The 21,747-nt window shown below is 72.4% G+C and carries 22 protein-coding genes, 2 tRNA genes, 1 other RNA gene and 1 pseudogene; 13 read left to right on the top strand and 13 right to left on the bottom strand.

Annotated elements, in window-relative coordinates; all coding sequences use genetic code 11:
- The first annotated feature begins 36 nt into the window (after window positions 1-36).
- Complete coding sequence (locus ACWD6N_RS28785; RefSeq protein WP_354963337.1) at window positions 37-1,020, top strand: DMT family transporter; 984 nt, start codon at window positions 37-39, stop codon at window positions 1,018-1,020.
- A 21-nt stretch (window positions 1,021-1,041) separates the two neighbouring features.
- On the opposite strand, the gene ACWD6N_RS28780 is transcribed toward ACWD6N_RS28785, so the two are convergent.
- Together ACWD6N_RS28780 and ACWD6N_RS28775 are read right to left on the bottom strand one after the other, a co-directional pair.
- The gene (locus ACWD6N_RS28780) at window positions 1,042-2,112 is read right to left on the bottom strand and encodes a PHP domain-containing protein (protein WP_387324042.1); all 1,071 of its coding nucleotides are present in this window, start codon (window positions 2,110-2,112) and stop codon (window positions 1,042-1,044) included.
- Window positions 2,113-2,141: 29 nt separating this feature from the next.
- Window positions 2,142-2,906, bottom strand: a complete 765-nt coding sequence (locus ACWD6N_RS28775; protein ID WP_387324044.1) for a M23 family metallopeptidase — start codon at window positions 2,904-2,906, stop codon at window positions 2,142-2,144.
- A gap of 63 nt (window positions 2,907-2,969) precedes the next feature.
- Here ACWD6N_RS28775 and ACWD6N_RS28770 point away from each other — a divergent pair, with 63 nt between their 5' ends.
- The 4 genes from ACWD6N_RS28770 to ACWD6N_RS28755 all read left to right on the top strand — a co-directional run bounded on the left by ACWD6N_RS28770 (window position 2,970) and on the right by ACWD6N_RS28755 (window position 4,923).
- Complete coding sequence (locus ACWD6N_RS28770; RefSeq protein WP_387324047.1) at window positions 2,970-3,362, top strand: hypothetical protein; 393 nt, start codon at window positions 2,970-2,972, stop codon at window positions 3,360-3,362.
- A gap of 111 nt (window positions 3,363-3,473) precedes the next feature.
- A complete protein-coding gene (locus ACWD6N_RS28765) occupies window positions 3,474-3,641 on the top strand; it encodes a hypothetical protein (RefSeq protein ID WP_354963340.1) in 168 nt (55 codons plus the stop codon).
- Window positions 3,642-3,758: 117 nt separating this feature from the next.
- The gene (locus ACWD6N_RS28760) at window positions 3,759-4,286 is read left to right on the top strand and encodes a tRNA adenosine deaminase-associated protein (RefSeq protein ID WP_354963341.1); all 528 of its coding nucleotides are present in this window, start codon (window positions 3,759-3,761) and stop codon (window positions 4,284-4,286) included.
- A gap of 190 nt (window positions 4,287-4,476) precedes the next feature.
- The gene (locus tag ACWD6N_RS28755; RefSeq protein WP_328426144.1) at window positions 4,477-4,923 is read left to right on the top strand and encodes a nucleoside deaminase; all 447 of its coding nucleotides are present in this window, start codon (window positions 4,477-4,479) and stop codon (window positions 4,921-4,923) included.
- Between the two features lie 11 nt (window positions 4,924-4,934).
- On the opposite strand, the gene ACWD6N_RS28750 is transcribed toward ACWD6N_RS28755, so the two are convergent.
- The 3 genes from ACWD6N_RS28750 to deoD all read right to left on the bottom strand — a co-directional run bounded on the left by ACWD6N_RS28750 (window position 4,935) and on the right by deoD (window position 6,874).
- Window positions 4,935-5,399: an acyl-CoA thioesterase gene (locus tag ACWD6N_RS28750; protein WP_354963342.1), complete on the bottom strand. Its 465-nt coding sequence runs from the start codon at window positions 5,397-5,399 to the stop codon at window positions 4,935-4,937.
- The gene (locus tag ACWD6N_RS28745; protein ID WP_354963343.1) at window positions 5,396-6,034 is read right to left on the bottom strand and encodes a TetR/AcrR family transcriptional regulator; all 639 of its coding nucleotides are present in this window, start codon (window positions 6,032-6,034) and stop codon (window positions 5,396-5,398) included. The genes ACWD6N_RS28750 and ACWD6N_RS28745 overlap by 4 nt, the downstream gene beginning before the upstream one ends.
- Window positions 6,035-6,166: 132 nt before the next feature.
- Window positions 6,167-6,874 carry a purine-nucleoside phosphorylase gene (gene deoD / locus ACWD6N_RS28740; RefSeq protein WP_030328147.1) on the bottom strand — a complete coding sequence of 236 codons (708 nt, stop codon included), beginning with the start codon at window positions 6,872-6,874 and terminating at the stop codon, window positions 6,167-6,169.
- A gap of 75 nt (window positions 6,875-6,949) precedes the next feature.
- Here deoD and ACWD6N_RS28735 point away from each other — a divergent pair.
- Window positions 6,950-7,036 (top strand) — tRNA-Ser (locus ACWD6N_RS28735).
- Window positions 7,037-7,111: 75 nt separating this feature from the next.
- Here the strand turns inward: ACWD6N_RS28735 and ACWD6N_RS28730 are convergent.
- Both ACWD6N_RS28730 and ACWD6N_RS28725 read right to left on the bottom strand, forming a co-directional pair.
- Window positions 7,112-8,800 (bottom strand): SdrD B-like domain-containing protein, encoded by a 1,689-nt coding sequence (locus ACWD6N_RS28730; RefSeq protein WP_387324050.1) that lies wholly within the window; start codon window positions 8,798-8,800, stop codon window positions 7,112-7,114.
- A gap of 174 nt (window positions 8,801-8,974) precedes the next feature.
- The gene (locus ACWD6N_RS28725; RefSeq protein ID WP_354963346.1) at window positions 8,975-9,910 is read right to left on the bottom strand and encodes a TetR/AcrR family transcriptional regulator C-terminal domain-containing protein; all 936 of its coding nucleotides are present in this window, start codon (window positions 9,908-9,910) and stop codon (window positions 8,975-8,977) included.
- Between the two features lie 183 nt (window positions 9,911-10,093).
- Here ACWD6N_RS28725 and ACWD6N_RS28720 point away from each other — a divergent pair.
- Window positions 10,094-11,587 (top strand): annotated as a pseudogene (locus ACWD6N_RS28720) (carboxylesterase/lipase family protein); the annotation flags it as partial.
- A 132-nt stretch (window positions 11,588-11,719) separates the two neighbouring features.
- Here the strand turns inward: ACWD6N_RS28720 and ACWD6N_RS28715 are convergent.
- On the bottom strand, window positions 11,720-12,214 hold the full coding sequence (locus ACWD6N_RS28715; protein ID WP_387324608.1) for a polysaccharide deacetylase family protein: 495 nt from the start codon (window positions 12,212-12,214) through the stop codon (window positions 11,720-11,722).
- Between ACWD6N_RS28715 and ACWD6N_RS28710 the strand changes: the two genes are divergently transcribed.
- Entirely contained in the window at window positions 12,105-14,078 is a 1,974-nt protein-coding gene (locus ACWD6N_RS28710; protein WP_449935800.1) for a hypothetical protein, read from the top strand. The two genes, ACWD6N_RS28715 and ACWD6N_RS28710, sit on opposite strands and share 110 nt — an antisense overlap.
- A 106-nt stretch (window positions 14,079-14,184) precedes the next feature.
- On the opposite strand, the gene ACWD6N_RS28705 is transcribed toward ACWD6N_RS28710, so the two are convergent.
- Complete coding sequence (locus ACWD6N_RS28705; RefSeq protein WP_354963347.1) at window positions 14,185-14,739, bottom strand: hypothetical protein; 555 nt, start codon at window positions 14,737-14,739, stop codon at window positions 14,185-14,187.
- Between the two features lie 153 nt (window positions 14,740-14,892).
- On the opposite strand from ACWD6N_RS28705, the gene ACWD6N_RS28700 reads away from it, so the two are divergent.
- A complete protein-coding gene (locus ACWD6N_RS28700) occupies window positions 14,893-16,128 on the top strand; it encodes an MFS transporter (protein WP_354963348.1) in 1,236 nt (411 codons plus the stop codon).
- On the opposite strand, the gene ACWD6N_RS28695 is transcribed toward ACWD6N_RS28700, so the two are convergent.
- Together ACWD6N_RS28695 and ACWD6N_RS28690 are read right to left on the bottom strand one after the other, a co-directional pair.
- Window positions 16,103-16,294 carry a DUF397 domain-containing protein gene (locus tag ACWD6N_RS28695; RefSeq protein ID WP_354963349.1) on the bottom strand — a complete coding sequence of 64 codons (192 nt, stop codon included), beginning with the start codon at window positions 16,292-16,294 and terminating at the stop codon, window positions 16,103-16,105. The genes ACWD6N_RS28700 and ACWD6N_RS28695 overlap by 26 nt on opposite strands.
- Window positions 16,285-17,052: a helix-turn-helix domain-containing protein gene (locus ACWD6N_RS28690; protein ID WP_354963350.1), complete on the bottom strand. Its 768-nt coding sequence runs from the start codon at window positions 17,050-17,052 to the stop codon at window positions 16,285-16,287. Before ACWD6N_RS28690 ends, ACWD6N_RS28695 begins: the two co-directional genes overlap by 10 nt.
- Window positions 17,053-17,250: 198 nt before the next feature.
- Between ACWD6N_RS28690 and ACWD6N_RS28685 the strand changes: the two genes are divergently transcribed.
- Together ACWD6N_RS28685 and ACWD6N_RS28680 are read left to right on the top strand one after the other, a co-directional pair.
- Entirely contained in the window at window positions 17,251-17,490 is a 240-nt protein-coding gene (locus ACWD6N_RS28685) for a flavin reductase (RefSeq protein ID WP_387324056.1), read from the top strand.
- Window positions 17,487-17,978: a DinB family protein gene (locus tag ACWD6N_RS28680; protein WP_387324059.1), complete on the top strand. Its 492-nt coding sequence runs from the start codon at window positions 17,487-17,489 to the stop codon at window positions 17,976-17,978. Before ACWD6N_RS28685 ends, ACWD6N_RS28680 begins: the two co-directional genes overlap by 4 nt.
- Window positions 17,979-17,983: 5 nt before the next feature.
- On the opposite strand, the gene ACWD6N_RS28675 is transcribed toward ACWD6N_RS28680, so the two are convergent.
- Both ACWD6N_RS28675 and ACWD6N_RS28670 read right to left on the bottom strand, forming a co-directional pair.
- Window positions 17,984-18,820: a class I SAM-dependent methyltransferase gene (locus ACWD6N_RS28675; protein WP_387324062.1), complete on the bottom strand. Its 837-nt coding sequence runs from the start codon at window positions 18,818-18,820 to the stop codon at window positions 17,984-17,986.
- 76 nt (window positions 18,821-18,896) lie between these two features.
- Window positions 18,897-18,981: transfer RNA gene (locus ACWD6N_RS28670), tRNA-Ser, on the bottom strand.
- Between the two features lie 82 nt (window positions 18,982-19,063).
- Here ACWD6N_RS28670 and ffs point away from each other — a divergent pair.
- Window positions 19,064-19,153: signal recognition particle sRNA small type (gene ffs, locus ACWD6N_RS28665), an RNA gene on the top strand.
- A gap of 192 nt (window positions 19,154-19,345) precedes the next feature.
- The coding region (locus ACWD6N_RS28660; RefSeq protein ID WP_450005341.1) for a DNA polymerase III subunit gamma and tau at window positions 19,346-21,747 on the top strand (2,402 nt) is incomplete at its 3' end.

Here is a 21,747-nt window from a genome sequence, read left to right as displayed (position 1 = left end):
GCCACTTTGTCGTACGCCTCGGGAAGAGTGTCAGGGGTGAACACCGACATCACTCCTGACAAGGCAGCGCTGCGCGCCTGGCTGCCGGGATTCATCGCCCTCGCCGCCATCTGGGGCTCCAGCTTCCTGTTCATCAAGGTCGGGGTGGCCGAGCTGCACCCGGTCCAGCTCACCCTCTACCGGGTCCTCGCCGGCGCGCTGACCCTGCTGGTGGTGCTCGCGGTGCTGCGCGACCGGCTGCCCTCCGAGCCCCGGGTCTGGGCGCATCTCTTCGTGGTCGCCGCGTTCGGCGTGGCCGTGCCGTTCACCCTCTTCGGCTACGGCGAGCAGCGGGTCGAGTCGATGCTCGCCGGCATCTGGAACGCCACCACGCCACTGATCGTGCTGCCGCTGGCGGTGCTGGTCTTCCGCACCGAGCGGCTGACCGTACGCCGCGCGGTCGGGCTCGGGCTGGGCTTCCTGGGCGTGCTCGTGGTGCTCGGGGTCTGGGAGGGCATTGGCGGGGCGCACTTCATCGGGCAGCTGATGTGCTTCGGCGCGGCCGCCTGCTACGGCCTCGCCATCCCGTACCAGAAGCGGTTCGTCGCGGGCAGCAGCCACTCCGGCCTGTCGCTCTCCGCGGCGCAGTTGCTGCTCGCCGCCGGCCAGTTGGCCATCGTCACCCCGTTCGTCGCGGGCGCGCCACCGCTGCCCACCGACCTGTCGCCGAAGGTGGTGGCCAGCGTGCTGGCCCTCGGCGCGCTCGGCACCGGGCTCGCCTTCGTGATCAACATGCGCAACATCCGGGTGGCCGGGGCGAGCACCGCCTCCACCGTCACCTACCTGATCCCGATCTTCGCGGTGCTGATCGGGGCCGTGGCGCTCGATGAGCGGCTCAACTGGCACCAGCCGGTCGGCGCGCTGATCGTGCTGCTGGGGGTCGCGGTCTCGCAGGGCGTCTTCGGCCGGCGGCGGCCGCGGCCGCTGGTTGGCGTCGGCGCGCCCGCCGCCCCCGCTGCCGAGCCCGCCGCCCAGCGCTGACCCACGGCGGCCGCCGATCCGTCAGGGCCGGTCGGCGGCCCACTCCACGAGTTGTTTCGCAGACCAGGTGTTGACCACCCGGTCGGCGGGGACGCCGCAGCGGGCCGCCCGCTCGCAGCCGAACCGCTGCCAGTCGAGCTGGCCGGGCGCGTGCGCGTCCGTGTTGATCGCGAACCGGCAGCCGGCCTCCAGGGCGCGGCGGATCAGCCGCTTCGGCGGGTCCTGCCGCTCCGGCCGCGAGTTGATCTCGACGGCGGTGTCGTGCTCCGCGCAGGCGGCGAAGACGGCGTCCGCGTCGAAGTCGCTCTCCGCCCGGGTCCGGGCCCGGTGCCCCCGGTCGCCCGGCCCGGTCACCCCGGCCGGGCGCGACGACACCATCCGGCCGGTGCAGTGACCGAGGATGTCCAGATGGGGGTTGGCGACCGCGGTCAGCATCCGCCGGGTCATCTTCGCCCGCTCGTCGTTCAGGCCGCTGTGCACCGATCCGACCACCACGTCCAGCCGGGCCAGCAGCTCCTCGTCCTGGTCCAGTGAGCCGTCGGCGAGAATGTCCACCTCGATCCCGGTCAGGATCCGGAAACCCTCCGGCAGCGCCGCGTTGACCTGCGCCACATGGTCGAGCTGACGGCGCAGCCGATCGGCGGTCAGCCCCCGGGCCACCTTCAACCGTGGCGAGTGGTCGGTCAGCACCATGTACTCGTGACCCATCTCCACCGCGGCCAGCGCCATCTCCTCGATCGGGGAGCCGCCGTCGGACCAGTCCGAGTGGGTGTGACAGTCGCCGCGCAGGGCGGTGCGCAGCGCCGTCGCCTCGGCGTCCAGGTCGCTGCCCTCGGTCGCCACCAGCCGGCGCAGGTAGACCGGCTCCTCACCGGCCAGCGACTCCGCCACACAGCGGGCCGTGACGTCACCGACCCCGGCCAGCTTGGTGAGCGTGCCGTTGCCGGCCCGCTCGGCCACCTCGGCCGCAGGCAGACCGGCCAGCGCCTTGGCCGCCGACCGGAACGCCCGTACCCGATAGGTGGCCTCGTTCGCCCGCTCCAGCAGGAACGCGATCCGGCGCAGGTCGGCGATGGGGTCCCGGGCCTTCATCCCACCGAACCTAGCCGTTGCGGGGCCCGTCAGGGAGCCTTCGGGCAGCCGTGTTTACGCTGCCACGCCGTCACCTCGGCGGCCGGTTCCCGATTGCCGCCACGCCGCCAGGAGTCCAGGTAGCGCGCCGGCCAGAGCACCCCGCGCCGGATCCACCAGCCGTCCCGGCCCGTACACGGCGGCGAGATGCCGAAGTGCACGTGGCAGACGTTGTTCGCGTTGCCGGTGCGACCCACCTTGCCGAGCTGCTGCCCGGCGCGCACCCGGGCCCCGGGGTCGACGCCGCTGGTCACCACGCTCAGGTGCGAGCCGTAGTAGCGCACCCCGTCATCGCCGAGCAGGGCGACCGACAGGCCCCCGTTGTCCGGACCCTGCGGCCCGCGCTTGTCGTACCGGTCGGTGCGACTCACCTCGAGCACCGTCCCGTCGGTCACCGCGACGAACCGCTCACCACAGTCGGCGAAGATGTCCGTCGCCGGGTAGGCGCCGTGCGTCGGGTGGTACGCCACGTCGTCGGCGCGTACCGGGAAGACATGCCGCAGCCCGGCGCGGGGTGCGGCTGTCGACGGCCGGGCCGACGACGGCGCCGTGCTGGCCGGACCGGTCGCCGTCGGCGTGGCGGATGGCGCCCCGGGCTGGTCGGCCGTCGCCCAGACCGCCGGCGGCGTCGGGGCGGCGCCACCCGCTGGCACTCCCGGCCGGGTCGTCGCGCAGCCGGCGGCCAGCACCGGGGCGAGCAGCAGCAGGATCGGGTACGCCGGACGCGTGCGGCGGCCGATCGTCGGCGAGGGCATCCGGTCATCCTGGCAGACCGGTACCGTGGGCACGAGCGACGCGTGTAGGGGAGGGCAGCGACGGTGACCATCGCCCGGCCCGATCCCGGCCCGGATCCCGACGCCGTCGCGCGCCCGGCCGCGCGTACCCCCTCGGGGCTCTTTCCGGCCGGGCCACCGACCCGCCCCACCTACCGCGAACCGCACCCGGTCACCGGCGGCGGTGTCGCCGCCGGCGGCGGTGCGGCAGCCGCCTGGCTGGTGCTCTTCGGTCTGCTCGGCACCGGCGTGGCCAGCTACGCGTGGTGGACGGTGGTGGCCGGTCTGCTGGCCTGGACGACAGCCCTGGTCCTCGTGCGCCTCGGCGACCGTGGGGTGGCCGCCGGGGTGGCCATCGTCACCGCCGGTGGCTGGAGCATCGCCGCCGCCGTGGTGGCGGTCAAGTGGGCGACCGGTGGTGACTGGCCGCTCTGGTGAACGGGCCGGCGGGCCTCGGTTCGGGTCGACGGTGACTGCGCCGCGTGCCCGGTTGGCTGCACAGCGAACGCCGTCTTGACGTGGCTGCCGAGACTGGGCACGCTCGGCACTATGGCCTGGACCACCCAGCGGCAGGACCCCGATCGAAGCCGCCGCCGCCTGCAGCTGCTCGCCGAACTGGCGGGGGCCCGGCAGGTACGTCAGCGCACCCGGCCCCAGCGGCTGCGCACCGAGCGTCTGCGCCAGCTCATCGCCACCCGCCGTCGGGTAGCCGGCTGATCCGACTTTGTCAGGAATGACCGGCCCTTCGGGGCGTTGACCGGTCGCCTGCCGACCCGACCGGCTAACGTGCACGCGTAACGAGTCGGCGCTGTGCCGAGGGCTATTGGGGGGACCGTGTCGTACTTCGCTGCGGCCGTGGTGCGCGACGACAGCGGCTGGACCGCCGCAGAGGTCAACCTGCGCGGCGCCACCGACATCGACGAGGTCGCCGACCGGCTGCGTGACGTCGACCAGGAGGCCGACATCTCGCTGCTCTTCGTCGAGGCGGACGACGCCTACCTGGTGATCCTGCGGCTCGACGAGGGCGAGGACCTGCGGGTGTTCGGATCGGACTCCGCGTACGCCGAGGAGTCGCGGCTGGGTTCGCTGCTGGTCGGTGATCTGAAGACCTCGGTCACCGGGCTCGACGGCGACGACGAGCCGCGCCCGGCGGCCAGCGGCGACGAGGAGAGCGAGCAGCCCGTCGTCGACCCGGAGGCCGACCCGGTGGGCGACGCCGACCTGCTCGCCAACCTGGGCATCCCCGCGCAGAAACTGCTGGCCCTGTGCACGCACGAGGGGATGATGCCGGCCGACGTCACCGCCGAGATCTGCGAGGTGCTCGGCTGCGCCGACGAGGTCGAGGACCTGCGTGAGGTCTGATCCCACCGGGTCTGACGGTGGGATGCCGCCGGTGGGCGGCGGGGAGCCCGCCGACGCCACCGATCCCCTGCTCGAGACGATCCGGCCGGGGCAGCCGACCCCCGGCGCGGTCGGCCGCGCCGGACCGGGCGCCCACGAGGGGCTGGCCGACCCGGGTGAGGTCGGCCGGCGCCAGCGGCACGAGCTGTGGATGCGGCGTGCGCTGGAGGTCGCCGTCACCGGCCCCGCCGTGGACGACGCGGGCGCTGTCGACGTGGACGACGTGCCGGTGGGTGCGGTGCTCTACGGCCCCGACGGGACCGAGCTGGCAATCGGGCGCAACGAGCGGGAGCTGACCGGCGACCCCACCGCGCACGCCGAGGTGCTGGCGCTGCGCAGGGGCGCCGAGCGGGCCGGCCGGTGGCGGCTGGACGACTGCACCCTCGTGGTCACCCTGGAGCCGTGCACCATGTGCGCGGGAGCGCTCGTGCTGGCCCGGGTCTCCACCGTCGTCTTCGGTGCCTGGGAGCCGAAGACCGGGGCGGCGGGCTCACTGTGGGACGTGCTGCGCGACCGCCGACTCAACCACCGCCCCGAGGTCTACGGCGGCGTGCTGGAGGCCGAGACCGCGGCCGTGCTGCGCGCCTTCTTCCGCTGACCCGCAGCGCGTCAGGCGGAGGTGGCGGTGGTACGGAGGAGGGTGGCGGCCACCGCCCGGGCGGCCTCCGTCCACGGCGCGGGCCGCAGCGTCGCCGGGTCGAGGCGGACGATCGCCCGCCGCCCCTCGGCGTGCACGGTGTCGCCGTCGACGGAGCGGAACTGGAAGGCGTACTCGGCGCTGCTGGTGCCGAAGTGTTCGAGCCAGAAGTGCACGGCCACCGGGCCCGTGGCGGCGATCGGCGCCCGGTAGGTGATGGTGAACTCGCGGACCGCGTGGAACAGGTCCGGCGGGGTGGCGCTGCCCCGGTAGGCCAGCCCCCGCTCGGTCCAGTACGGCGTCAGGGCCCGTTCCAGCAGCACCGCGTAACGCGCGTTGTGCAGGATGCCCATCGCGTCGAGGTCGTCGAAGTGCACCGTGACGTGCTCGACGTGCCCGAACTCGGCGGTGGGCTGGTCGGCGACGGCGTGGGTCATGAGGTGCCTTCCGTTAGCAGGGTGGGGTTGGGGCAGAGCGCCCGCAGGCGGTCCAGCAGGCCGGCGCGGGCGTAGCGGTAGGCGGCGTCCGGGTCGAGCAGCCGGGACTGCATCGCGGCACCCATCCCGAGCGCGTCGATTTCGTACGCCAGCTGTGGGACGTTCAGGTCGGTGGGGAGTTCGCCGGCGTCGACCGCCTGCTGGACGAGGAGTTCGAGGAACGCCGTCCACTGGCTGTACGTCTCGGCGAGCCGGTCCCGGACCGGGCCGGGGCGGGCGTTGAACTCGAACTGGGTGTTGGCGAAGAAGCAGCCACCGGGGAGCACCCGGCTGGCGTAGAAGTCGATCCGTGCCTCGTGCAGGGCGCGAAGCCTCCGTACGCCCCGGGGGGCGAGCAGCGCCGGCGCGACGATCCGGTCCTGCCAGAGCGTCACCGCACGGTCGATCGCGGCGAGCTGGAGCGCCTCCTTCGACCGCCAGTGCGCGAAGAGGCCCGACTTGCTCACGCCGAGCGTGTCGGCGAGCTGGGCGAGGCTGAGACCGTCCAGGCCGGACTGGGTGGCGAGCACCACGGCCGCGTCCAGCGCGGCGTTCCGGCTGCGCTCGCCCCGAGCGAGGCGTCCGTCGACGGTCATGGGGACACCGTACTAATAAAGCACGACCGGTCGTGTTGTTTTCCGTCGTGATCGTCATCACCCCGCCACCCGACCGACAGCACACCGCCCCGCCGTCCAGACGGACGACGGGGCGGCGGGTGCGCCAAAGGGTCAGGCGATGATGGTGTCCAAGGCGATCTCGACCATCTGGCTGAAGGTCTGCTCCCGCTCCTCGGAGGTGGTCTTCTCGCCGGTCTTGATGTGGTCGCTGACGGTCAGCACGGTCAGCGCGCGGGCCTTGAACCGGGCGGCGATCGTGTAGAGCGCCGCCGACTCCATCTCCACCGCCAGCACGCCGTAGTCGGCGAGGGTGTCGTAGAGGTCCGGCCGGTCCGTGTAGAAGGCGTCCGCGGCCAGGATCGGCCCGACGTGCATGCTGATGCCGCGCCGCTCGGCCACCTCGACCGAGGTACGCAGCAGCCCGAAATCGGCCACCGGGGCGTAGTCGATCAGACCGTCGAAGCGCATCCGGTTCATGTTCGAGTCGGTGGACGACCCGATCGCGGCGACCACGTCGCGCAGTTGGAGGTCGGTGCTGAGGGCACCGCAGGAGCCGACCCGGATCAGCGTCTTCACGCCGTACTCGTTGATCAGCTCATGGGCGTAGATGGAGGCGGACGGCATGCCCATGCCGGAGCCCTGGACGGAGACCTCGACGCCGTTCCAGCGGCCGGTGAAGCCCAGCATGCCCCGGACCGTCGAGTAGCAGGTGGCGCCCTCGAGGTAGGTCTCCGCGATCCACTTGGCCCGCAGCGGGTCGCCCGGCATCAGGACCCGCTCGGCGATCTCTCCCGGCTTCGCGCCGATGTGCGTACTCATGGCAAAGATCCTGCCAGGCCGCTGCCGGTGATACCGGTTCGGCGTCGGAACCAGCGGTCCTGTACCCTCGTCGGCGGTGGCGTGTCCGAGCGGCCTAAGGAGCACGCCTCGAAAGCGTGTGAGGGTTAACGCCCTCCGAGGGTTCAAATCCCTCCGCCACCGCTCCTGAAATGCAGAAACGCCCGGACGATCCGTGAGGATCGGCCGGGCGCTTTCGTTTCTGATTCCGGGCAGGCGTCAGGACTGCGGCAGGATGCCGACGTCCACCGGGGTCTCCGCGCCGTCACGAACCTCGACGAGGGCGCTGAGCCCGTACGGGTAGTAGCCGCCGACGTAACTGACGATGTCCGAGTCGGTGGCGTCGTCGCCCAGGTCGGGCGTGCTGAACTGGGTGCTGCTGCCGTCCGGCAGGATGACCTTGACGGTGTACCGGCCCGGCTTCAGCCGTCCGCCCCAGTACGTCCCGCTGACCGTGTTGGTGTAGATGCCCTGCCAGTCCCACGGCAGCGAGCCCGTCTCCGGTACGACGGTCAGTCCGGCAATCTTGTCGAAGGCCATCGGCTCCCCGGCGTCACGCTGGCCGTCCCGGTCGAGGTCGAGCCAGACGCGGCCGGTGACGGCGCCCTCGGCGACGTAGGTGACGGTGTCCGAGGCGGTGTTGTTCTCCGTCGACGACTCCGGCGTGCTGGCGGACCCGGTCACGGTGAAGGTCAGCTGGCCGGCCGGCGTGCCGGGCTGCGCCCGCAGCTTCACCCGCACGTTGAGCCCGTCGGTGGCGATGTCCCAGTGGTCACGGGTGCACTCGACGACCCGCTCAGTCGTCTCCTCCAGCCGGCAGGCCCAGGCGGGGCCGCCAGCGTCGACCGAGAGGAACTCGACGGTTGGCGGGAGCGGGAGCCGGACCACGACGTCCTCCGACGGGCTGCCACCCTCGGTGTACACGTACGCCGACACCTCGAACTCCTGGTTCGCCCGCAGCTCATCCGTGGCGACCACGTCGAGCCCGTAGACGTTCAGATCGCCCGGAAGCGGCACGGCGTACGTGAAGGTGGTCGTGTCGCTGTTGTTGGCCAGCGACCGCTCGATCGCCGGGGTCGACACCGAGCCGGTCACCGTCCGGGTGTCGCCCGCCGTACCGGCCGGGAAGTACGGGTAGAGGTTGAACTGGGCCGCCTCGCCCGGGCGGATCTCCTGGTCGTTCTCACAGACCCAGGTGGAGGTGGAGAAGTCGCACGTCCACGATGGGTCGCTCTGGGTCCAGGCGCCGGCGAAGGCGCCCGGTGGCATCTGGAAGGTGAAGCGGGCACCGGGGGCGCTGACGGTGCCCTCGTTGACCGCCCGGGCCCCCACGGAACCCCGCGAGCCGTTGCCGCCGAGGGTGGAGATCTCGCCCCCGTCCCATTCAACGAAAGAGAAGCTGAGGTCCGGCTTCACCACGTACTCCACCGTGGCCGTGCCGGTGTTGTTGGTGGTGGACGACTCGCGGCTTTCGGTGGTGGCGGTGGCGGAGACCGTCACCTTCCGGCCGTCGGTGCCGGGAGGCAGGGTCGCCCAGACGTCGAGCTCGGCGGTGGCGCCCGCGGCGAGGTCGCCCCACTTGCACTTGGCGGCGGCCGCGTCGCACCTCCAGCCATTGAGTCCATCGCCCCAACCGAGGGTGGCGTCGGCCGGCAACTTCAGTTTCACGGTGATGTCGGTGGCCTCGGCGCCCCCCGCGTTGCGTACCGAGACGTGGAGGCGGACGCGGCCGCCGTCCGGGCCGACCTCGCCGGGGTCGGCGACCAGGCCGAGGACGACGTCGGCGGGGCTGGGTGCGGCCACCGCCGCGCCCGGGAGGGTGGTGAGCATCGACGCGACGACGGCGGCCGCGAGCGAGCCGGTCCGCAGCGCGCGGCGGAGCGTTGGTCGGAACAGGTGGTTGACCATGGGTTCCTATCGTGGTCGGGATGGGACGTGGGGCCGGGACCCGCGCTGGAGACGGTCACCGGCCCGGCCGGCATCTGGCCCGGTCGATAGGTCAGGCGTCCCTCCGGCCGAAAGGGTTACATCGCTCACGAACAGGCGACACGCCCGGTTGATCCGCACGGATCGGCCGGGCGTTCATCGTTCGAGCAGAGCCGCCACCCCGTCGAGCAGCCGTTGCAGACCGAATTCGAAGAGGCTCTCGACGTTGAGGTCGACCGCGGACCGGGTGAGCCGGGCCAGGTGGGGAAACTCGCCCGCCGTGAGCAGCGCGGTCAACACCTCGGCCTGGGCCGCCATCCACTCGTCGTCGGTCAGGCCGGTGTCCTGTTCCGCCTCGGCCTCCCGCTCCAGGCTCACGGCGGTGCCGCGTACGTGGTTGGCCAGCGCGGCCACCAGGTGGAGCTGGGTGTGCTGGTCCAGGCCGTGCCCGGCCAGGGCGCGCAGGGCCCATTCGGTGTGTGCGACGGCGTGCGGCGCCATGAGTGGGCGGGTCAGCGAGATGACCTGGGCCAGCCAGGGATGCCGCCGATAGATCGACCACTGGAGCCGGCAGAGCAGTTCCAGTTGGGCTCGCCACCCGGGCGGGAGGGTGTGGGGCAGTCGATGCGCGGCGAAGGCCGCGTCCGCCATCAGCAGTAGTAGCTGCTCCTTGCCGCGGACCTGCCGGTACAGCGACATGGTCGGCACGTCGAGTTCGGCCGCGATGCGCCGCATGCTCAGCGCCGCCAACCCCTCGGAGTCGGCGATGCCGGTGGCGGTCCGCACCACCTGATCGCGGGTCACGCCGCGGGCGGAGCCCCGCCGGGCGTCGACCCGGGCACCCCGCGCGGCCGAGGTCGGCTCCGGGCCGGTCACCACCATGCCCACACCGGGTAGCGCCCGGACCAGGTCCTCCTGGCGGAGCACGGTGAGCGCCCGGCTGGCGGTCGCCATCGCGACCCCCCATTCCCGGACGATCTGCCGGGTGGACGGCAACCGGTCGCCGGGGCCCAACTCGCCTGCGGCGATGCGCCGCCGCAGCTCCCCGACGATGCGCAGGTACGGGGGTGTCGACTCGTCGATCTCCGTCACGGTCGGCCTCCCGCCGGTCGGGCTGTGACGGTAGCGCACTAGAGCACCGACAGTCGGCCCGTCGGTGTTCGTCGGCCCCGGCGGTCGGGCGTACTAGAGCTCCCTGGTCGCGTGGTTGCCAGGTCGGCATGCTCGCCGCAGCACGGTGCGTACGCCGTACCGGCTTCGACGAATGGAGGAAACATGGCCAGCATCCCGTACCTCGGAACGGGTTCTCCGAAGCGGTGGGTCGCCGCGCTGGGTGCCGTCGCGCTGCTCGTGCCGATGGTGGCCGTCGGCCCGGGCGCCTCGGCAGCCACCGGCCGGAGCGCGGCCGTCGTGCGGACCGACCAGGGCGCGGTGCGAGGGACCGTGGCGGCGGACCACCGCTCTTTCCAGGGCATCCCGTACGCCCGCCCGCCGCTGGGCGCGCTGCGCTGGGCCCCGCCGCTGCCGGGTGCCGCCTGGACGGGCGTACGCGACGCGACCCGACCGGGCGACGCGTGCGCCCAACTCCAGGGTCTGCCGATGGACGATCCGTCGGAGTCCGAGGACTGCCTCTACCTCAACGTCACCACGCCGCGTGCCGCCGCGCGGACGCCCCGCCCGGTGCTGGTGTGGCTGCACGGTGGCGACTTCCGGTTCGGCAGCGGGGACGTGTACGGCGGGCGGCGGCTGGCGACCGGCGGTGACGTCATCGTCGTCACGCTGAACTACCGGCTCGGTGCGCTCGGCTTCCTGGCGCATCCTGCGCTGGCCGACGGGGGCGGGTCCGTCGGCAACTACGGCCTCCAGGACCAGCAGGCGGCGCTGCGGTGGGTGCGACGCAACGCGGCGGCCTTCGGCGGGGACCCCGGCAACGTCACCCTGTTCGGCCAGTCCGCCGGGGCGACCAGTGTCTGCGCGCAGCTGGCCGCGCCGGCCTCCGCCGGCCTGTTCCACCGGGCGGTCATGCAGAGCAACTCGTGCGCCAACCCGGTGCAGACGCGGGCCGGCGCGACCGAGGCGGCCGAGGAGTTCGCGCGCGGGGTCGGCTGCGTCGATCCGGGTACGGTCGCCGCCTGCCTGCGCGGGCGTGACCCCTCCAGTCTCATCGAGGCGGCCGGCTACCCGGGTGCGGGTGTCGACCTCGGTCCGGTCGTCGACGGCCGCACGCTGCCGGTGGACCCGGCGGACGCGCTGGCCACCGGGCGACTGCATCCGATGCCGGTGTTGACGGGGATGAACCGGGACGAGTCCCGACTCCTGGTGTGGGGGATGGAACGCAGTGGGATGAACTGCCCGACGCCACCGGAGCCGGGTGAGCAGCCCGAGTCGTGCCCGCTCACCGACGAGCAGTACCGCGAGCAGGTGCGGGCCGCCTTCGGTGACCGGGCGGGGGAGGTGCTGGCCCGCTATCCGCGCGACGCCGCGCGATCGGCGAGCGAGACGTTGGCCGCCGTGCTCACCGACCGCGACTACGCGGAGCCGGTCTACTCCGCCGCGCTGGAGTTCGCCCGGCGGGTGCCGACGTACGCCTACGAGTTCGCCGACGACGACGCGCCGTTCTTCGCCGACGGGCCGGAGTCGACCTACCCGACCGGCGCGTACCACTGCGCCGAGCTGCCGTACCTGTTCACGGTCGACTACGCCGAGGCGCTGACGCCGCCCCAGCGGCGGCTGTCCGACGAGATGGTCCGCGCCTGGAGCGACTTCGCGCGGACGGGCCGGGCGGACTGGCCTCGACTGCGCAGCGGTTCGCCGTACGTGCGGGTGCTGGGCGGCGGCGGGTCGGGCACGAAGGGTTTCGCGGAGGCCCACTCGTACGACTTCTGGCGGTCGTTCCGCGGCTCAGCAGGGGCCGGTGCCCTCGTCGAACATGCGGCGGGCCCAGTCGGCGTACCCGGCGATGGTCTTGCGGACCGTGCGCCCGTCGTGCAGGAAGAGGTACGCGCGGTCCCCGCTGCGGGCGAGCAGCCCATCGAGCCGGTACGTCCCCTGTGGAGCTCGCAACCGGGTGACCGACGGATAGCGGGACCAGACCTGGTCGACGGGTGAGCCTGCCGTGATGCCCTCCGGTGTCCGCATCGGGTCGCCGACCCAGAGCAGCACCAGTTTGTCCCCGGCGAAGACCGGGCTGACCGTGTCGTGGCCGGCGAGCATCGGCCCGCAGGCGTCCAGGTCGGTACGCAGGATGCCCCGGCGGGTCAGCTCGTCCTCGGTGTCGCCGAACTCGATGTTGCGCAGGCCGTTCAGGTCGATGATCTCCACGCTGCTGGCGGGCCGGCCGTCCGGGACCGGCCCCGGTGGTGGCACGCCGCTGCCGGCGATCGAGGCAGCCGTCAGCAACGCGGAAATAAAAGCAAATTGTCGCAATTTCATGGAATCCCCCAGTCCACAACGGAACCAGGGCGTCCAAGTTGCTGCCGGTCACCGGATTTCTGGTGGGCTGATCCTCGGCGGGCCGTCGTCAACCCTGCCCGTTCGCCTCATTTCGGTGATCCGACCGTCCGCCTACGGTGTCCAGGCGCCCAACGGAAGCGGGGTATCTATGCAGCGATCTGCACCAATCTTAGTAGTTTCGACCGTTCTGGCCAGCCTGGCGCTCAGCGTCCCGGCACAGGCTGCGGGAGGCGTCCGGACCATCACCCGTGAGGGCATCGTTCTCCAGCACCACAGGGTCGCGGTGCCAAGGACGATCACCCCGGTACGGGGCAAGGGCGCCGGCCGCTCCGACTTCGACGGCGACGGCATCGACGACATCGCGGCCACCGGCGACCCGTTCAACTACAACCTGCCCCTGACCCCGGCTGGTGTGGTCACCGTGCGCTACTCGTCGGCCGCGCAGGTCGATTACCTCCTAGGCGTCGTGCCGCCGGACGGCGGCTGCGTCTGTTTCGGGATGGCTCTCGTGGCGGGAGACTTCAACGGCGACCGTTACGACGACCTGGCCATCGGCAACAGTGACGAGGTGAATCCCCGGACCAAGACCCGCGCCGGCGGGGTCTGGGTCATCCCGGGCAGCCGTACGGGCCTGGTGGTCGACTCGGCGATCCACTTCAACCAGGATTCGCCGGGCGTTCCGGACGACCCGGAGAGCTTCGACCAGTTCGGTGCTGCCCTCGCGGCCGGTGACATCAACGGCGATGGCCGCGAGGACCTCGCCATCGGCGCGTACGGAGAGTCGATCGGGAGCAAGAGTTTCGCCGGCGCGGTCACCGTCCTCTTCGGCGGGTCGACGGGCCTCACGGCCACCGGAGCGCAGCACCTCCACCAGGACCAGGCTGCGGTGCCCGGCGGGGCCGAGGGCAACGACCAGTTCGGCTTCTCACTCGCGATCGGGAAGGTCGACAACAACGGTTACAACGACCTGGTGATCGGCGCTCCTCGCGAGAACGACGGCGTGGCCTCGGACGGCAGCGGCATGGTCACCCTGATGTGGGGCTCGGCGAGTGGTGTGTCGTCCACCGGCGCCACCGCGGTCACAGGTGCGGCGGTGCGGCCGAAGGATCAGAGCGGCACCATCGCGTGGTACCTGGGTGACACGCTCGCGATCGGCGACGTGAACGGCGACGGGCTGGGCGAGGTGGTCGCCGGGGCGCCCGGCGCGCAGACCCCGCACATCAACGGCGGCCTCGTCGCGGTCTTCACCGGCCGCTCCGGCGGCCTGTCCAGCGGCGCGGCAAGAATCATCACGCAGAGCACGGCCGGCGTACCGGGAGATCCTGAGGACGACGACCGCTTCGGTGGTGCGCTGGCGGTCGGCGACGTGACCGGCGACGGCAGGGCGGACGTGCTGATCGGCGCCCCTGGCGAGGGCATCGGCTCGCAGACCGAGGCGGGCGGCGTCACCCTGCTCAAGGGCTCCGCCGCCGGGCTGACGGGGAGCGGTGCCCAGGCGTTCGACCAGAACCACCCGACCGTCCCGGGCGGGTCCGAGAGCCGAGACGTGTTCGGCGCGTCCGTCGCCCTGCTGAACCTCAACGGCGTCGGCGGGCTCGACGCCGTCGTGGCGGCGACCGGGGAAGAGGTGAGCGGTGACCTTGCCGGATATCCGTCCGGGACCATCATCCCGTTCCACGGGGCCGCCGGCGGGCTCGAACCGCTCAACAGGTCGTGGAGTGGGCTGACCCTGCGCACCCAGGTCGTCTGGCCCCAGCGCTACGGCCTCCGGATCGCCGGGCCGCAGAGTGGTGGCCCGCTGTTCTGAGCTGAACACGGCGACGCCCGGCCGGTCCGTCACGGACCGGCCGGGCGTTGTGCGCGGGTGCCGGGCCGTCAGGCCCCGTCGGCGACGGTCGATGCCGCTCGGCGGATCACCGGTTCTCCCACTGCTCGACCAGCTCATCCCAGTAGTCGGCGCTGAGGCGGCGCCGCCCGTGCGCAAGCCAACCGTCGGTGTTGCTCTCCAGGTGCAACCCCAGCTCGGCGAACGGGTCGATCCAATTGCCCGGCTCGACACCGAGCCGGGTGAGCGCCATGTTGATCGGCCACTGTCCACGCGGCGCGTCGAGCACGTCGTCGAACCGTGGCCCCCAGGAGAGCGCGCCGCCCAGCCATACCGCCGCCGACTGGTAGCCGGCGCCGCCGCCGAACTCCGCCTCCAGGTACGCCACCGGCCCGGACCGCGACCAGCGGGCCAACAGCTCGACCAGTGCCGGCGACAACACCAGGTCGAACGGGTGCTCGGCACTCCGGTCGTCCAGCGCGAAATCCGGCAGCGACCCGGTCAGCTCCACCACCAACTGAGGGGTGACCGGCAGCAGCGCGAAATCCTGGCGCAACTCGCCGAGGACCGCGTGATCCAGCTCGGCGGTCTGCTCGCGGAGCAGTTCCGCGTCCGCGACCACCGCGCTGAGCTGGTAACCCATCGAACCCTCCGCCGTCCACAGCCTGTGGATAGAACATGTGTACGACGGATTCCGGGCCGGCCGCCGTCGATCCCCGGACCGTACCCGCCGGCCGGGCCGGACAACTGCCGTGGCCGCCGTTCGGGCAGAATCTGCCGGTGGTGGGGAGGTGCGATGAGCTGGGGTACGGCCAGGGTGCTGACCAACCGCGACGCCGGCCGCTATCTCGGCGGGGTGCTGGTGTCCGGCTTCGGCACCGCGGCGATGCTGCTGGTGGCCGGCATCTGGGTGAAGGAGCTGAGCGGGTCGAGCGGCCTCGCCGCCCTGGTGACCCTGGGGGTGTGGGCGCCGACGCTGGTCGGGCCACTGCTGGGGCTGCTCGCCGACCGGTTCCGCCGCCGGCCGCTGCTGATCGTCCTGCACGCGGTGATGGCGGCGCTGCTGCCGGTGCTGCTGCTGGTCGACTCGGCGACCCGGGTGTGGTTGATCTTCGTGGTGATGACCGCGTACGGGATCAGCTTCGTACTGAGCGACGCGGCCGAGGCCGCGCTGGTACCGGCGGTGGTGTCCGGCCCGCTGCTCGGCGACTTCAACGGGCTGCGGACCACGATCAACGAGGGGATGAAGCTGCTCGCCCCACTCGCCGGAGCGGGGCTGTTCGCCGCGTACGGCGCGCACCCCGTGGTGCTGCTGGACGCGGCCACCTTCATGCTGGCCGGCCTCGTCTTCTGGTCGCTCCGGGTCCGCGAGCAGCCGCCGGGGCGCCCCGAGCGCTGGAGCCGGCAGCTCGCCGACGGGTGGGGACACCTGCGTCGGCATCGGGCGCTACGGCACGTGGTCGGCTGCGCCGCGCTGACCATGGTGCTGATGGGGCTCAACGGCGCCGTCGCGTACGCCGTGGTGGACGCCGGCCTGGGGCGGCCGCCCGAGTTCAACGGCGTGCTCGCCACCGTGCAGGGCGTCGGGTCCCTTCTCGGCGGCCTGGCCGCCGGGTCACTGCTGCGCCGCTTCGGTGACCGGCGGGTGGTGGCCGGGGCGGTCGCGGTCTTCGCCGTCGGGCTGGCCCTGCGGGCCACGACCTCGGTCGGACTCGTGGTCGCCGGCGGGGTTGCGGTGGGGCTCGGCGTGCCGCTGGTGCTGGTCACCGTCTGGACGGCGGTGCAGCGGGAGACGCCGGGCGAACTGGTCGGGCGGGTGGCGTCGACGGTCAACACGCTGACCTTCGGCCCGTCCACTGTGGCCCTGATGGCCGGCGCGAGCCTGCTCGAACTCGTCGACCATCGCCTGATCCTGCTGACCGCCGCGGTCGCCGCCGTGCCCCTTGCGCTCTGGTCCCTCCGGGCCACGCCTGCCCCGGCGGACGGACCGGACGCGTCGGTCCCGGTCAGGGCCGCCGAGCGAGCTGGGTGACGAACGCGCGCCAGGCCGCTGGCGCGAAGGTGAGGGCCGGCCCTGCCGGGTCCTTGGAGTCCCGCACGGCCACGACGCCGGAACGGTTGTCGGCGACCTCGACACATGCGCCGCCGTTGCCGCTGCTGCGGCTGCTCTTGCGCCACCGGGCGCCGTTCAGCTCCATGTCTCCGCCACTTCCGTGATGAGTTCAACCGACTGCCAGTGGGACAGCGCCTCGCCGCGCACGTTCTCCCACGCCGCCATCATGGCCGCGATGTCCTCCGGGTCGCTAGCGAGATGTCCCTGGAGTTGGTTGTCCAGGTAGCCGGCGACCCGGTGGTCGTGGCTGTGGGCGATCACGAACGGCCCGTTGAGACCGGCGTAGGCGCCGACCGAGGCGGGCACCACGTGCACCCGGACGTGCGGCTCGGCGCAGGCCGCGACCACAGCCAGCAGTTGCTCGCGCATGGTGGACCGGCCTCCGACCGGCCGGCGAAGGATGGCCTCGTCGATGACCGCCGTGAACTGCGGCGGGTCGTCCCGTTTGAGTACGCCCTGCCGGGTCAGCCGGACCGTGAGGTGCCGCTCGATGTCGGCCGTGGGGATCAGGCCCGCGCCGCTGAGCACGGCACGGGCGTACGCCTCGGTTTGAAGCAGTCCCGGCAGGACGGTTGACTCGTACCAGCGCAGCGACACCGCCTCGCGCTCGATTTCCTGCCAGGGACGGAACCAGATGGGGTCCCGACGTCTCGAAGTGTCCGGCCAGATGTCCGACACGTCCCGATGAAGGGCTTCCGCTGCCGCGAACCGGTGCCGAGGATGCGGGATGCGACCCTCGGTCAGCCAGCGCGCCACGGTCTTCGGGTCGACACCGACGGTCTCGGCGAGGGACTCGGTGGTGTGCCCGGTGTCGCTGAGCGCCACCCGCAGCGCGTCGTTCACGGCCCCTCCATCGGATGTCTCGAATATCTGACGACCATATCGCTACGGGATGTATCTGTCTGGTGACGCGCGCAAGGGTGGTCCACAGAAGACGGCGCGGCCGGTGGAGGCAAAGGAGCCCGGCGGTCGGCGTCAGTCGGGGGACCGCCCGGACGGGGAGGCCGGGCGGCCCCCCTCCACCGTGAAGGAGGCCCGCCCATGCCCCGCCGATCCCGGAACCATTTGCCGACCCGTCCCACCTGGCGGTGCGGGACGTGCGGCATCGCCTGGCCCTGCTCGGCGGCGAAGCTGCGGCTGCTCGCCGAGTACCGGCACGACCGCGTGGCGTTGATGGTCTACCTGGCGACGATCCAGGCCGAGGCCGGCGAACAGCTCACCAGCGTGGATCCGACTCGCCTGGCCGAGCGCTTCCTGTACTGGGCACGCGCTCGTGGGTGACCGGCGGGGTTGGCAATCCACACGGCCGCTGTGGTGGTCAGAAGCCGTTCGACGCGGTGCATGCGGTGTGGGAAGGTCGCCTGGTGCCTGCATCCGGTGGTGATCTGCTGCGTTGGCAGTTAGAACTGACCTGGTCGCTGTTCGAATATCACCTCGTTCCGACGATCGGGTGGATCACCTGGCATATCGGCTGGTGGTGGACCGTCGCTATCGATCACCTTCAGGGGCGGCCGGCGCGGGAGCGTACCGAGGTCAACTGGCCCGGTGATGGCGACAAGACGGTGGCGTGGCTGCGTGATCTCCGTACCGAATGGTTGGCGGTGTTCGACCGGCTCAGCGAGACCGACCTTGACGGTACGGCGCCGTTCCCGTGGCAGGACGACCCCGAGCACACCGTCGCCCACATGATCGCCTGGGTGAACGCCGAGCTGATGAAGAATGTCGCCGAGGTCGGCCAGCTTCGGTTGCTGTGGCACGCAGGCGGGTAGCCAGGTCAGGGGTGCCAGATGACGACGTCGATCCCTCGTCTCCGCTCAGCGAAGCGGCCGTCGCGCGCCGCTTCGGACAGGAGGCGACGCAGGTCCGCCTCGAAGGCGGGGAGTCGATCGGCGAACAGGTGCGGTGCCGAGCTGGACAGGGAGAACACCGCGGAGGCGATCTCGTCGACACCGCGTTCCACGACCATGCCTTGATCGACCGTGAGACGGGTGGGGCCGGTGAAGCCGGCCTGCCGCATGATCTCTTCCTCCCCGCCGGGGGTGCCGGCGGGTAACCATCCCTGACCGGCCCGGCGGACCGGTCCCAGGTAGCTGGCGACCAGGTCGTCGATCTGCCGCCACGGCGGCCGGGGGTACGGCAGCGTCTCGTCGTCGGCCACGCCCTGGTGCGTGTTGGCGCTGACGTGGACCCACGCCCCGCCCGGCGCGAGCATGTCGCGGACCCGACGGGTGACGAGAGGCCGGTCCATCCAGTGGAACGACTGGGCGAACGTGGCTACCCGGAACGTGCCCAGATCTGCGGGCAGGGCCTCGGCGCGCAGGTGCCGCCACTCGACGTTTGTGGCTCCGACCTCGCTGGCTCTGCGCCGCGCCTCGGTGAGCATGTCCGGGTCGGCGTCGACGCCCACCGCCGCCTGGAACAAGGGCGCGAGCAGGAGCGTCACCGATCCGGGCCCGCAGCCGACGTCCAGCAGTCGGCCGGTGCCGTCGAGGCCGAGTGCCTCCCCGACAACCTCGGCGAGCCGGGACGGGTAGGGCATGCGTCCAGAGCTGTAGTGGCTCGCGCTGCCCGCGTACAACGTCTCGTCCCATTGGCACGTCGTGTCCGCCACGACGTCGATGAGACCACAAGATCAACGCCCGGCGGACCGATTATGGTCTGCCGGGCGTCTGTGCTGCTCAAGCGAGCGGAGGATACGAGATTCGAACTCGTGAGGGTGTAAACCCAACACGCTTTCCAAGCGTGCGCCCTAGGCCTCTAGGCGAATCCTCCGCGAGCCAGGATACAGGCCCCCGCCAGCCCGGCCACCCCACCACCCCCTGAAGATCGACGAGCGGTCGGGTAGGCTTGGCGGCACCTCCCGTGCGGCGGTATCTCGTGAACCTCCCCAGGGCCGGAAGGCAGCAAGGATAAGCGAGCTCTGCCGGGTGCACGGGAGGCCTTTTCGTCTGTGGCCGGTTGATCCACTCGACATCCGTGATGTCGGGACATCCCGGGCGTAGGGACACCGCGACTTCCAGGAAGCCGAGTCGATCAAGCGGGGCAACCCGTGGCAACCCGGCGTCGGGCCGGGGTGGTGGGTGGTCACCCGCGCCCGAGCGGCGCAGAATGGCTCGGTCGAGAGGAGGCGGGACGAGTGACGCTGGCGCTCTACCGCAAGTACCGGCCGCGTACCTTCGCCGAGATGATCGGCCAGGAGCAGGTCACCGAGCCGCTGTCACAGGCGCTGCGCAGCGGGCGGCTCAACCACGCCTATCTCTTCTCCGGCCCGCGCGGCTGCGGCAAGACCTCCAGCGCCCGGATCCTGGCCCGTTCGCTCAACTGTGAGCAGGGCCCCACTCCCGAGCCGTGCGGCAAGTGTGAGTCCTGCCGCTCGCTGACCACCGACGGCGCCGGCTCGATCGACGTCATCGAGATCGACGCGGCCAGCCACGGTGGTGTCGACGACGCCCGCGAGCTGCGCGAAAAGGCGTTCTTCGCGCCGGCCCGCAGCCGCTTCAAGATCTACATCATCGACGAGGCGCACATGGTGTCGACGCAGGGCTTCAACGCCCTGCTCAAGCTGGTCGAGGAGCCGCCGGAGTACGTCAAGTTCATCTTCGCCACCACCGAGCCGGAGAAGGTCCTCGGCACGATCAGGTCGCGGACCCACCACTACCCGTTCCGGCTGTTCCCGCCGAAGGTGCTTCGGCCGTACCTGGAGCAGCTCACCGAGGCGGAGGGGGTGACCGTCGAGCCGGCGGTCTTCCCGCTGGTGGTGCGCGCCGGTGGGGGCAGCATGCGGGACAGCCTCTCGGTGCTCGACCAGCTCATCGCCGGTGCCGGGCCGGAGGGGGTCACCTACGCCCGGGCCGCCGCGCTGCTCGGGGTCACCGACGCCGCGCTGATCGACGAGATGTGCGACGCGCTGGCCGCCGGGGACGGCGCCGCCGCGTACGCCACCGTCGACCGGGTCGCCGAGGCCGGGCACGACCTGCGCCGGTTCGCCTCCGACCTGCTGGAACGGCTGCGCGATCTGATCGTGCTCCAGCAGGTGCCGGACGCCGCCGCGAAGGGCCTCATCGACGGCCCGGCCGACCAGATCGAGCGGATGGCCGCGCAGGCCTCCCAGCTCGGTCCGGGCACGCTCTCCCGCTGCGCCGACATCGTGCACGACGGCCTGGTGGAGATGCGCGGCACCACCGCGCCCCGGCTGCTGCTGGAGCTGATCTGCGCCCGGATGCTGCTGCCCGGCGCGGACGACTCCACCGGCGGCCTGCTCCAGCGCTTGGAGCGGATGGAACGCCGGCTCACCCTGAGCGGCGCCGACGCGCCGTCGGCCGCCGCCGGCTCCGCCCCGGCGACCCACCCGGCGGTACGCGCACAGCAGGCCTCCCCGTCCCCGGCACCCGCTGCCGCCCCGACCTCCGCACCCCCGTGGGCGGTCGACCCGGCCCCGAACACCCCGTCATCGGCCCCGAGCACTCCCGCCTCGGCCGCTGACACGCCGATCCCGGCGTCCCCCGGTGCGTCGGCGACCGTCGATCGGGCCGTACCCGTCTCGCCAGCCGGGCCCGGCTCGCCCGGTGGGTCGCCGGCCCCCCGCCGCGCGGTGCCGTCGTCGGCGGTGCTTCCCGACCCGGCGACGCCGGCGCCGCCCCGACCCGGTGCGCCGGCCGCGGCGCTGGACGCCGTCGCGGTCCGCCGGGTCTGGCCCGACGTGGTCGGCAAGGTCAACCGGACCAACAAGCGGATCGCGGCCCTGATGCGCGACGCGGTGGTGCGCGACCTCGACGGCGACACGCTGGTGCTGACGGTCAAGTCCACCGTGCTGGCCAAGATGATGGCCGACCACTCGGCGGTGCTCACCGACGCGCTCTACGAGGAGTTGGGCGGGCGCTGGCAGATTCGTTGCGAGGTGGCCGGCGAGCGGGGCGGCGTCTCGCTGTCCGGCCCGCCGCGTTCGCAGGCCGCCGCGCCGGCCCGACCCGCTTCCTCGCCGACGCAGGCGGACGCCTCACCCACACCGACGAATGCGACCGCCGCCCCCGGCCCGACCGGCGGTCCGGATTCCCGCGCTGGTCTGCCCGGGGGCGCGTCCGGTGCGCCGGGCGTTTCCGGTGTCTCCTCCGGCGCCGGTGCCAACGGAAACGCCCCCAACGGTCGCGCCACGGGTCGGCAGCCCGGCGGGCAGCGGTCCGGGTCGGCTCCGCCGGCCGAAGCCGAGGACGACTGGCCGGAGGCGGCCCGCCCCGGTGGCAGCGCCCCCGCCGCCGCGCCGACGGATGACGAGGACTGGCCGGAGGCCGCCCGACCGGGCGGCGTCGTCGCCGACACCGCGCCGGCCGGCGCCAGCTCGGCACCCGCCGGCGCGAACGGCACGGACCAGGGCGGCCCCGACGCGACGGCCGCCGGTGCGACCAGCACCGACCTGGGCCGCGCGGGTGAAAGCGGCACCGGCGCGACCGGCGGCGGTAAGCCGAACGCGCGGGCCAACCCCACACCGGCGGCCCGCCAGCCCGCCGCTGGCGGCGCACCGGTGAGCAGCGCCATCGCCGC

The organism is Micromonospora sp. NPDC005163 (genome assembly GCF_053599835.1).
The sequence above is the reverse complement of the archived record's forward strand: the minus strand, read 5'-3'. Positions and strand labels throughout refer to the sequence as shown.